This window comes from Sphingomonas sp. TREG-RG-20F-R18-01 (assembly GCF_022662475.1).
GTDB lineage: Bacteria > Pseudomonadota > Alphaproteobacteria > Sphingomonadales > Sphingomonadaceae > Sphingomonas.
Genome location: NZ_JAKNQQ010000028.1, coordinates 1 through 10885, shown reverse-complemented (window position 1 = coordinate 10885; position 10885 = coordinate 1). Strand labels below are relative to the sequence as shown.

Sequence of the window (10885 nt, the reverse complement as noted above, 5' to 3'; positions counted from 1 at the left end):
ACATGCGGTTTGGGACGACGTTCAACGCAGGCGGGGCGAACAGCGGATCTTACCTGAACCCGAGTTACGCCGCGCTGATCGAAGCGGATTGCGACATCGTAGTGCCCGAGAACGAGCTGAAGATGCCGTCCCTTCGGCCGACCGAGGCGACGTTTAACTTCGGCCCCGCAGACGCCATGCTCGCCTATGCCGAATCAAAGGGTATCGCGATGCGCGGCCACAACCTGCTGTGGTACCGGCCGGATTCGTACATCCTGCCCAGCTGGGTCATTAACGACAAGGTGCTGGCGGGCTCCGATGCCGCTGCGGCGCGAGCCCGCGCCCAGCAGATCGTCGTTGACCACATCACCGGGGTCGCGGCGCAATACGGCGATCGGATCAAGAGCTGGGACGTCGTTAACGAGGCGGTTGACCCCGGCACGGGCGCCGTGCGCAACAACGTACTGGCCCAGGCGGTGGGCGGCGACACTACCCTGCTCGACCTCGCGTTCCGAACCGCCCGCGCCAAGCTGCCGAATGCCGAGCTCGTCTACAACGACTACATGGACGGCGGCACGCCCACTCACCGGACCGGCGTGCTTGACTTGCTGAAGGGGTTCAAGGATCGCGGCGTGCCGGTCGACACGTTAGGCGTGCAGTCGCATATCGGCTTCTATGGGCTGACCGGCTCTGACCCGATCAATAGCGCGATCAACTACAACATCAGCAACATGAAGCCGTTTCTCGATGCGGTGGTCGCGATGGGCTACAAGATCAAGGTCACCGAAATGGACGTGAACGACGTCAACGTGCCTGGCACGAACGCGGATCGCGACGCGGCGACCGCAGCCTTTGCGAAAGCCTGGTTGGACCTGATCCTCAGCTACGGCAACAGCGTGAAAGACGTTCTGTTCTGGGGCATGTGCGACAAGTATAGCTGGCTGCAGGACTCCGCTTTCGGCTCGCGGTCCGACGGGCAGCCGAAGCGGCCCGATCCGTACGATGCGAACTTCCAGCCCAAGCCGATGCGCCAGTCAATCATCGACGCCTTTACGGCAACGACTAAGCGCAGCTAGGAGCCGATGACAGGATAGCATTCATCCCGGAGATACGTCGCGTCATCCGGCCGGCGCAGCGGCACGACGGCAACCGCGAACTGATCGGCAAGACGTTGCGAAAGTGACCCCTTTTGCAACCTCACTCGTCGGGCCGGCCAAATAGCCGACCGAAGAACCCGCGCTTGGATTCCGCGGGACCAGGTCCTGCTAGCAACCCAATCACTCGTGCCTGCGCCTCGCGCCGTTCCTCGTCAGACCGATCAAGGCGCTGACGAAGATCACAGATCGTGCCGTCTCGGTCGCGTAACTGTTCTAAAGCGGCATCAAGGCGTGCCTGTAACACGTTGGAATTGGCGGTGTTACCTATGTCACTGTCGGTGTTGCGCATCGTTTCAGGAAGCGTTTCGCTAACCGTTGCAGATGGCTTCGGTGGATAGACCCGGTGCAGTTCAACCGGCTCAATCGAGAATGACCCGCTTTCGTTCTTAACCGCTGATATTCGACCGCTGTTGATCGCTCGCGAGATGGACGCCTTGCTGATGCCGGTAGCCTTAGCGGCCTCGCCCAAGGTGTAAGCCATCTTCCAGTACCCCGTTGCGTATCGTTTCAAATTGTAGTCCGCTAACAGTTAGCAGGAACACCTATCCTTGAAAATGGATCAGACTCGCCCCCACTTGGCGGAACATCCCGTAACCCATTTCGTCCAGTCCGCCTTGAGGGCATCCCCGACAAGCTGGCGGCGGCGGTCCTTAAGGATTTTGACGTATTGGTCGGCAAGCCGTTGGACGGCATGGCCGCCGCCTAAGGTCCGGCCGATCGCATAGAGTTCGGGAGTTTTAAATTCGTCCACGCGGTCGTCGGCAGGCCAGCGCAGGGTATCGGAAACCGACATGCGCGTGGCTGCTACAGCGATGAGGCTGGCAGCATCAACGACGGTATCGGCGGTGCCTTCACGCCGCGATCGACGTCCAGTGCTATGGCGTTCCGCCTCATCGGCCGCAGCGTTGGTGGCGTCATCATCCTTCGGGGAAAAGGTAATGGTGACGTGCGTGATTTTGCCTCTGGCTCCACGTCGCTCTAACCAGTCCATCGTGAAGGCGGCGAGCTGATCGATTTCGGCTTTACCAGGCGTTAGCACCAGACGGCGAAAATCGGAGAAGTTGGGCATCGAGTTGGACGGTGCCCCCAGCCGCTCCCGCAGCTCATCGACCGTCCCGGACCATGTTGGGTTGCGACGCCCAGCCAGCAGGCAGCCCATTTCGTAAAGGGTGATTGCATATTTTGACCGGAAGGCGAGCAGAGCAGCCCGGTTGAGGCGAGCGTAATAATCGCTTCCCTGCAGGATAGCCCTAGCTGGTGCCGTGAACTCCCATTCAACGGTGGCCCGGCCATCTTCCGCGTGTTCGTTGAGCGTCCAAGCCAACAGGGCGGCGGTGAGGGTCGCGGCGCGCCCTTGGGCCGAGGTCGAAGGCATCTGGAATTTTACATCCATCAGCTCGTTGAGCGTGTCTTGAACCCGATCGTTGGCATTGTGAGTGCCCCGCAGTTCACGCTTGGCGATGACGTGCGATCCTGGCTGCCAGGCTTCGCCAGCAGCTTTGGCGATCAGAAGAGCTAGTGTCTTGCGAGCTGCCAAGGAGGGCGATGTACCCGCACCGAAACGGGCTTCGATGAACTCGCCGGCTTTGACGATAGCATGGCCGTCACGGACTGAAGCCGTGGAAGCCGCTTTCATAGTGCGGCCGATGGGGAGATCGTCGGGCACACCAAGAGCTTAGTCAGTTGCGACATAAGATCAATGCTATTGTCCTAGATCGCACGGAAACCCCGTTCCTCATGATAGCACCCCATTTGTCGTAACTGGCCACCCCATTTGTCGTAGGTGAGCACCCCATTTGTCGTAACTGGTCACCCCATTTGTCGTAAGTCGAGGTGTTTATCCGCAATTAATCAAATGCTTAACCTCCATGAATCATTGAATCATAGAGAATCTAGAATCATCGCGGGTGCGCACGAGGAAACGGCAGCGTGATGATGTATGGAATTGGCCTACGGCCAATGCGCTAGTGATGCGTGCCGGCTACGCCGTCACAGGGCGGCCTAGCGGCCGCAGGCTTGGCGAAGAAGGAGTCGGACAAGGAGGGCGATCATCTGCCGACTGTCACGCGTCATGGCGGTTCAGCGAGGGATTAGATCCGACCCGCTTCCACCAGCTGGCCAAGCAGGGCGTTCACACGGGTCTGCCATCCGGGGCCGCTGCCCCGCAGATGCTCGACCGTCTTGGCATCCAAGCGGATTTTGACTTCCACCTTCGGCGCTTCCGACTTCGGTCGCCCACGCCGGGAGGGCGTCATGCCGGCCATGAACGTGGCGTCCATCGGCGGGTTGTCATCGTGCAACTCGGGATCAAACTTGGTCATAGTAGAACCTCACCTCGTGCTTTTCGGCCGGCCGCAGACTGATGGCCCGCACTACATCCTCGCGAGAGCCCTCGGTAAACACCAGCACGTGCAGGCGATCGCCGATCAGACCCAGGGCAACGAACCGAACCTCGCCGTAATCGAAGCGGTTATCCTCGCGCTCCAACGCCGTGTCCCAATCGAACCCCTCCGCAGCCTGCAGCGACATGCCGTGCTTGTCGGCATTGGCGCGGTCCTTGGCCGGGTCGAACTCGATTTCCATGAAATTCTGTACACCCATTAAATAGCACGAACAACATTTATCGTGCACCCATAAATTACCCGGCCGGCTGTGCCTGTAGCGGCACCCAGTCGCCCTTGCAGGTATGGGTCTTTGCGTTCCAGTGACCGCCACAGCCGTACAGATGCTGCTCGATTTTGGGTTCCTTGGCCCATTGGTAGGCGAGGGCCGCGGCAAAGATCAGCCCCAGCCCGATCAGGGCGGCGTAGAGCCATTCCTTGAGCCGGTCCCACCACATCCTGCTACTGGCCCGCTGCAGCTCCCCTGCGGCTCGCTGGAGGTCGTGCAGCACCGATCCGGTCTGTTGGCCCCATTCGGCACGCTGTCGGGCCTCCTGCTCGATCTGGCGGGCGAGCGTGGCCGATTGCTCCGCGACCCCCTCTGCCCCGGCCTTGCGCATGGCATCGAGGAGGACGCGGTAGTCGGCTTGAGGATCGCCGGAGGGAGGGGGTGCGTCGAAGTCGGCGGGATCGAAGGATTCAGCCATCGGCAGGGCGACCCTGGAAGGTCCATCCCGCAAACGCCTTGTGGTCCTGATCGCGGTTGATCCGCTTCATGAGCGTGTTCAGTCGATCTTCCCACTCCGCGTCCTTCATCGCAGCATCGAGAAGCAGGCCGCCAAGGATGATTTTGCGGCGAGCATCGGCCTTGCGGTTGAGGGTGGCCGCGCGAGCTTCCAGCGCCTGGAGCTGTGCCTTTGCCTGCTCGACCTTGCGACGGGCTTTTTCGATAGATTCGAGTGTTGGTGCCGCCATGTTCCCACCTGAAAGCATGAATACGAAGTGAGCATAACGCGTAACAAGGCAGCACGCTACCAGAAGGACCGAAGGGAGTGAATGGCGCACTTATGCAAACTTGCGTTTGCGTGCGTCGGGGGATACCCCCGAACCCCAGCGGGCTAACGCCCGCGCCATGCTCCCGCATGGCAAGGAGAGCGCGGCGATGGCGAGCTTCCATCTTGCGGTGAAGACGATAGGCCGTTCCGCCGGTCGCAGTGCGACGGCAGCAGCGGCCTATCGTGCGGGCGTGGAGATTGCGGACGAGCGCACCGGCATCGTCCACGACTACACCCGCAAGCAGGGCATCGAGCATCGCGAGATCGTCGCGCCCGCCGACGCACCCGAGTGGGTGCGCGACCGGTCGGCGCTGTGGAACGCCGCCGAGCAGGCCGAGACGCGCAAAAACTCGACGGTCGCGCGGGAATACGAAATTGCGCTCCCGGCCGAGTTGTCGGCCGACGAGCGGCGCGACCTGGCGGTGGGCCTGGCGCGGGAGATCAGCGAGCGGCACGGGGTGGCGGTGGACGTGGCGATCCATGCACCTGGTCGGCAGGGCGACCAGCGCAACCACCATGCACACCTCCTGACCACAACGCGGCGGATCGGCGCGGAGGGGCTAGGGGAGAAGAGCCGGGAACTGGACCAGAAGACGAGCGGGGAGGTCGAGCGCTGGCGGGGGCGCTTCGCGGAGATGCAGAACGCGGCCCTGGAACGGGCGCAGGTGGCCGAGCGGGTCGATCATCGCAGCCACCAGCGGCGCGGAATCGAGCAGGAGGCGACGGTGCATATGGGCCCGAGCGTCATGGCGATGGAGCGCCGGGCCGAGCGGGAGGCGCAGCGCGACGGGCGCGAGTACGAGCCGGTGACGAAGGTCGCGCAGCACAACGCTGGCGTCCTCGAGCAACGGTCCTTGCGTCAGTATATCGAGCGCGGATCGGAGTGGCTGCGCGACGTAGGGCAGCGGATGGCGGGGCGGCTGCACGGGTTCGCGGCGACGTTGAGCGGCGCGGTCGAGCGCGATCGGCGCGAAGCGGCGGAGGCGCAGCAGCGCGAGCAGCTCGCCGCCGAACGCGCGCGCCTATTGGCGCAGGAGCGCCAGCAGGCCCATGCCCGGGAACAGGTGGCCGAGCGGTTCAGGACGATCGCGGCGCGGCGCGAGGCGGGCGCCCCAGGCTATGGCGACCACAGCAGCGATTGGCGGGCGGTGCCTGAGGCCCTGCGCAAGGCGGTGGACGCCTATAACGGGGCGGACCAGCACACCAAGGATCTGTATATCGAGCGGATCCAGCGCGAACCCCAGATGGCGCACGCCATGGGGCAGCTCATCCACGATCGCGAGCGCGTCCTGCAACGCGATCGGGATCAGGGGTTGAGCCGGTAGCGGATCCAGAGCGCCCAGTGGCAGGTCATCACGGTCGCTGAGCAGGCTAGGAGATCAGGCAGGAGCGTAAGCGCGACAAGGACCGGGCCGCGACGATCGCGGTGGCCAAAGGCAACTGCCTTGGTGCGATCAACGGGCGGGGTAAATCAAAAATGGCGGGGAGATCCCCGCCATTTTTTAGCGTTTAGATGATCCGGACCAAATACCTTTACCGACCCCAGTCTCCCCGATCGTCATGATGATCTTGGTGCCAATCATGCCTGCCATCATCATTTTGATAATAGCGGTTGTCATACCCGCGATTGTACTGGGCGTAGGGCTCTTGCTGATGATGGCGGTACTGCTCCCACTGGCGATGGCGCTCGAAATTACGATAACGCGCGGCCTGCTCATAGTTATAGGAACGATTGTAGCCGTCTTGCTGATAGTACGACTGCGCCGACGCGGGCACAGCGGCGATACCACCAACTGCAACGCTGGCAAATGCTGCGACGGCGATGAACTTCTTCAACACGGCCCTTCTCCTTACGGTCGGTGAATCACCGATAAGATGGGTTTAGTCGCAGTGCCGTGCATCGAAGCTGAATACGTAGTTTTCTGACGTTCATCTAAATCGGTGGCGGAACGGGTTAATACAGGCTTTTGCCTATCTTCGCGGCGTATTCCGGATCACGATCAGCGCGGTTTCCGGCAGCAATCGCTGCCTCGATCCATGCCTCGGTGCTTCGGGAGAGGCGATTATTCGGCAGGGCAGTGAGCCGTTGGCATTGGCCCTGCCGATCGGGGCGGTCCTTTTCCATTATCATGCGGCTTCCGCGACTTGGACATGGACGGTCAGGCCTGAGGCGGTGGCAAGGTTTACCAGCGCGTCGAGCGAGAACTTGGCCAGTTTGCCTTGCAACAGGTCGTTGAGGCGGGGGCGAGTGATGCCTACTCATCGCAAAAGGGTCACTTTCGCGACGGCTTGTGATGGACGCAGAGCGAAGCAGCCGTTCCGCATCCGCCCACAGTCCGACATTTACAGGTTCAATTGGTTATGGACCACCCGACTTGGCTGCCTCCCTTTCACCGCATCGAGGCTAACCACATGTATCAACGACACCTTCAAACCAATACCATAAGAAAAATGTACCATTATTTTAGATAGACGTGCAATTTTGATTAATTCCTGTTATGGTGATTGTAAGAGGATATTTGAGAGAGGCGTGTAAACATGAGTGAGGTGATCGCGGTTGATTGCATAGTCCGTCGATCGTCCGGTGGCCCGCAGATGTTGGTACTAGCGGTTAACGCAGCGGGGTCCGGTGGGCGTTCTATTGCTCAGTGCGCTTGGTTTGAAGGAGGCAGTCTCGACAGCACAGGCATCGCTATCGATCAGCTCACCGTGATAACCCCTACTGTGGAGCCCAGTAGGAGCTCCTAGACGTAGGCGTTCCCTTCTGACGCCATATCCGCTCAATTCTTGCTAACCGAAGTGCTGATACCGCCGAATGGTTCGAGCCGCCGTTATTCGTATTGGTCGTTTTAGAAGGTCCGACTGGTTCAAAAGCGGACAGTCCGGAAACGCCGGACCTGGTTATTTCTGATGCAAAAATCAAAAATTTTGCATCAGCGGAACGCGAAGCAGCCCGTCGGCTGACGCTCAATAGCAGCCCTTGCTGCCAATCATCGCGCCTCCTAAACCGGACTGCGATCGCGAGGAAATATCATGAGGATTAGTGGCCAGGTTGCGGACCGAATCGGGGTTAGAATGAGTATCCTAGGCCCGATGATATTGCTGCTAGCTGCCCCGGCCCATCTTCCGATTATTTGGGATATCCTCGCATTTGGAGTTGCGGTGACGGCAATAATCGTTGGCGGGTCCATGCGGTCACATTCTCGGCGGCATCGGCAGGGTGAAAACCCGCGTCAGCTTTAGAGAGGCCACGCTAGAAACCTGCCGATAGGAAATCGGCCAGTTTTCCGAGTTCATGATGCGAAAATCACAGGTTCTGCATCACGCTAGGAACGGTGGAAATCCGGCGCTTCCGTGATGCATATATCCGATGTACATCGATGGATCAAACGGGCTGCATTTTTCGATATTTTAGCTACGGACGGGAAACTACGCTTGGCAGCTCATGTTTCAGTGCAGAATGTAGCACGGAGCTATCATCCGACCTTAGTGTCCGTCCAACGAACTCCTCTAATGCCTTCTGCTGATAGCCTAGCTGTTTCGCAACCTCGCTAAGAAGACCCTTGTTATCGTAAGCCAACAAGACCTTTTCGTAGTCTTGCCCTCCTATCGCAACAGATAGGTTGGTTCTCGCCTCGTTAAATATGGCTGCGGGATCGACACTTGCCGCGGCCTGCCGAAACTCAGCATCCAGGGTAGCTATATCTATTCCAGACAGGCCGATCTTTTTCATCTGAGCGTCTACCCGTCGACGAGTGTATCGCAGGCAAATTTCATCCATCTGCTTTGATGCCTGAGCGAAAACTATGCTCTTAAGCGCGGTTAACGCGGCTTGCGCCTCGTGGACTGAAAACTTCAACGATGCAGCAAGGGCCAGAAACACACCGGGCAAGAGCAATACGTTCTCAATTTCAGACACCGGAAGCCGGTAAACACCCTTGGTTTCGAGGTATGCCGCCTCGACGTCGGTTCGGCCATCTGCATCCACGAGCCCTGCACAACCCACCCGGTGGAGTTCTGGCCTCGCAGCAAATGCCGACACCGTATGGATCACCTGTTCACATGAGCCAACGGGGACAACGGTGAAGTCGTCGTACACGCGGCGGTAAAGCGCGGAGTCCAGGCTGCCACCATCGCCCTCCACAAAGAGCACTGGCCGGCGGCTACCTACTATGGTTGCGACGATATCATCTGGTAATTCGCTGGTTTCAGGGACCCGCTCGATGTCCCACGCGTCCTGCGGCGCTCGCCGAAAGGCGCGAAGTGCGTACTTCGTTGCCGCATGCCGGGAACTTGCAAACTCAACATCGTGTGTGATGTAGAGAAAGCAACAATCCGGCCTTGCTGACTCAATCTCATCCCAAAGTTTTGCCAGGATCGAACGGTTGATATGTAGCTCAGGCTCATCAAATATGAGAAGAGTATTAGGCTTTGCTAGCAAAGCTTGCGCAATTAGGTAAAGCGTGACCCGCTCCCCATCGCTCATATCCGACGCCGAATACTCATCGCCTAAGGGCGGCTTAGTCTTTAAGTTTCCACCGAGTACAAGTAACTGTCTATGCGGAAGTAGGCGCTCCCAAATGCTCTTAAGTTTATCTACCTTTGCGGGAGTAGGCACAATCCTCTCATTCGGCTTACCAAGAGCATCCTGACGATACTTGATAGAAACATCGTTATTCTCGGCATACAGTGCCGCAAGTACATGGTCAAAATCTGACAATAAAGCTGTCTCAGGTTTGCTCTGGTATCGATGGCCGTACTTATGATTAAAATTACCTTGGTCAAATCCGTAGAAGAGCCGATTGGTCGCGATCTCAAGGCTCGGCGGAACAACCGCTGGGTTCAACGTCAGTGATCGATGAGCTGCAATGCGGTGAACCTCGATGCCAGATTGAGACAAGCTAGTGTCGAGGTATACACCCAGTCTTGTTTTGCCCGCCCCGTTTGCGCCGACAAAGACGATGCTGGAGCCAGCACTTACTTCGAGTGGTATAGGCACTCCAAAGCTGGGGACGTCGATCCTACCTGTTAGCGTCACGAGTAATCCCCATTGTTGAAATTGGCGGAAGAAGTGGGATGCGAACCACAGAGCGGTTGCCCGTTCGCCGGTTTCAAGACCGGCTTCTTAATCGCTCGGACACTCTTCCGTACCACCGGCCCAGTTGCTGTTTATGACATGTTTATCGGTGTTTGCACTAGGTTTGAACTATGGGCAGGTGCCTCATAGTTGCCTAGTAGGCTGCTATCAATTTTCCCGATCCCGTAACGCCCGCCACAGGGTCGACCGGCTGACGCCGAGCAGGGTCGCCATGCTGGCGGTGGTCTCGCGATCGGCGGCAATCTCGTCCCTAGCTTTGCGGAGCTGCGCACCGGTCAGGGCGCGAGGTCGACCCAGGTGACGCCCTCGCATGCGGGCGGAAGTCATGCCGGCACGAGTGCGCTCCACAATTAGAGCACGCTCGAACTCGGCCAGCGCCCCCATGATGTGAAACACCAGCTTACCCCCAGCCGAACCGGTGTCGATCGCCTCGTTGAGCGAGACGAACCCGCAACCCCGGTCCTGCAAGGCCGCTACCAGCTCGATCAGGTGCGGCAGGGAGCGCCCTAGGCGATCAAGCCGCCACGTCACGAGGGTGTCGCCATGTTTCAGCGTGGCGAGCGCCTGGTCGAGCCCTGGACGCCGACGCGCAACACCTGAAACACCCTCATCCTCATGGATCATGCTGCATCCAGCGGCGGTCAGAGCATCACGCTGAAGGTCGAGGTTTTGTTCACCGGAGGAGATCCGTGCATAGCCGATTTTCATCCGCTCGTTTTGCTACAGCCTTTCGCGACGGCCAAGCCACTGATTTCGTTGCGTCCGTATCTTGTTGCGAAAGGGAACCCTTTTGCAACATCCGGGAAAGCAGTAGTTGCCCAAAATCGGTCATGGAACGGACCTGGGGCCGCGCTCGTAAGCGGAAGATCAGGGGATTGCGGCATGGCCAGACAGCCGCACTTTCTCTTTGGCTATCGATGATGATAGCGTTACCGTCACGTCACGGAAGAGCCGAACAGACAAGTTGGCCATCCGAAGACTGCCGGGAGAGGATTACGATGGCACGCATTGACGGAATCACGCGTCGCAGCACGTTGGCGATGGGACTCGGCATGGCGTTGACGGCATGCGGCGGATCGGACGGAAGCGCGCCGATCACCGGCGTCGCAGGCCCGACGCCGACGCCCACTCCGACGCCCACCCCCACACCCACACCCACCCCCACACCGACCCCGACGCCAAGCGCGTCGATCAAGGCAGTGGCGGAATCACGCA

14 protein-coding genes and 1 tRNA gene are annotated in these 10885 nt (G+C 59.4%); 2 read left to right on the top strand and 13 right to left on the bottom strand.

Going from position 1 to position 10885, the window contains the following annotated elements:
- The first annotated feature begins 2 nt into the window (after positions 1–2).
- Complete coding sequence (locus tag L8K25_RS22220) at positions 3–1055, top strand: endo-1,4-beta-xylanase (RefSeq protein WP_242141211.1); 1053 nt, start codon at positions 3–5, stop codon at positions 1053–1055.
- Positions 1056–1176: 121 nt separating this feature from the next.
- On the opposite strand, the gene L8K25_RS22215 is transcribed toward L8K25_RS22220, so the two are convergent.
- The 6 genes from L8K25_RS22215 to L8K25_RS22190 form a co-directional block, all read right to left on the bottom strand.
- The gene (locus L8K25_RS22215; RefSeq protein ID WP_242141210.1) at positions 1177–1617 is read right to left on the bottom strand and encodes a DNA-binding protein; all 441 of its coding nucleotides are present in this window, start codon (positions 1615–1617) and stop codon (positions 1177–1179) included.
- Between the two features lie 78 nt (positions 1618–1695).
- Positions 1696–2802, bottom strand: a complete 1107-nt coding sequence (locus L8K25_RS22210) for a replication initiation protein (RefSeq protein ID WP_242141209.1) — start codon at positions 2800–2802, stop codon at positions 1696–1698.
- A gap of 424 nt (positions 2803–3226) precedes the next feature.
- A complete protein-coding gene (locus tag L8K25_RS22205) occupies positions 3227–3457 on the bottom strand; it encodes a BrnA antitoxin family protein (RefSeq protein WP_242141208.1) in 231 nt (76 codons plus the stop codon).
- Positions 3444–3719, bottom strand: a complete 276-nt coding sequence (locus L8K25_RS22200) for a BrnT family toxin (RefSeq protein ID WP_242141207.1) — start codon at positions 3717–3719, stop codon at positions 3444–3446. The genes L8K25_RS22205 and L8K25_RS22200 overlap by 14 nt, the downstream gene beginning before the upstream one ends.
- A gap of 55 nt (positions 3720–3774) precedes the next feature.
- Positions 3775–4224 carry a hypothetical protein gene (locus L8K25_RS22195; RefSeq protein ID WP_242141206.1) on the bottom strand — a complete coding sequence of 150 codons (450 nt, stop codon included), beginning with the start codon at positions 4222–4224 and terminating at the stop codon, positions 3775–3777.
- Complete coding sequence (locus L8K25_RS22190; protein ID WP_347341174.1) at positions 4217–4492, bottom strand: mobilization protein; 276 nt, start codon at positions 4490–4492, stop codon at positions 4217–4219. The genes L8K25_RS22195 and L8K25_RS22190 overlap by 8 nt, the downstream gene beginning before the upstream one ends.
- A gap of 187 nt (positions 4493–4679) precedes the next feature.
- On the opposite strand from L8K25_RS22190, the gene mobQ reads away from it, so the two are divergent.
- Positions 4680–5897 (top strand): MobQ family relaxase, encoded by a 1218-nt coding sequence (gene mobQ, locus L8K25_RS22185; protein WP_242141204.1) that lies wholly within the window; start codon positions 4680–4682, stop codon positions 5895–5897.
- Between the two features lie 208 nt (positions 5898–6105).
- Here the strand turns inward: mobQ and L8K25_RS22180 are convergent, their stop codons facing one another.
- The 7 genes from L8K25_RS22180 to L8K25_RS22150 form a co-directional block, all read right to left on the bottom strand.
- A complete protein-coding gene (locus L8K25_RS22180) occupies positions 6106–6411 on the bottom strand; it encodes a hypothetical protein (protein WP_242141203.1) in 306 nt (101 codons plus the stop codon).
- A 115-nt stretch (positions 6412–6526) separates the two neighbouring features.
- Positions 6527–6697: a hypothetical protein gene (locus L8K25_RS22175; protein WP_242141202.1), complete on the bottom strand. Its 171-nt coding sequence runs from the start codon at positions 6695–6697 to the stop codon at positions 6527–6529.
- A 2-nt stretch (positions 6698–6699) separates the two neighbouring features.
- Complete coding sequence (locus L8K25_RS22170) at positions 6700–6825, bottom strand: XRE family transcriptional regulator (RefSeq protein WP_347341173.1); 126 nt, start codon at positions 6823–6825, stop codon at positions 6700–6702.
- Positions 6826–7987: 1162 nt separating this feature from the next.
- Positions 7988–9610 (bottom strand): DUF4435 domain-containing protein, encoded by a 1623-nt coding sequence (locus L8K25_RS22165; protein ID WP_242141200.1) that lies wholly within the window; start codon positions 9608–9610, stop codon positions 7988–7990.
- A 22-nt stretch (positions 9611–9632) separates the two neighbouring features.
- A tRNA-OTHER gene (locus L8K25_RS22160) sits at positions 9633–9719 on the bottom strand.
- A gap of 98 nt (positions 9720–9817) precedes the next feature.
- A complete protein-coding gene (locus tag L8K25_RS22155; RefSeq protein WP_242141199.1) occupies positions 9818–10378 on the bottom strand; it encodes a recombinase family protein in 561 nt (186 codons plus the stop codon).
- 232 nt (positions 10379–10610) lie between these two features.
- Positions 10611–10885: hypothetical protein (locus L8K25_RS22150; RefSeq protein WP_242141198.1), on the bottom strand; the 275-nt coding region annotated here is incomplete at its 5' end.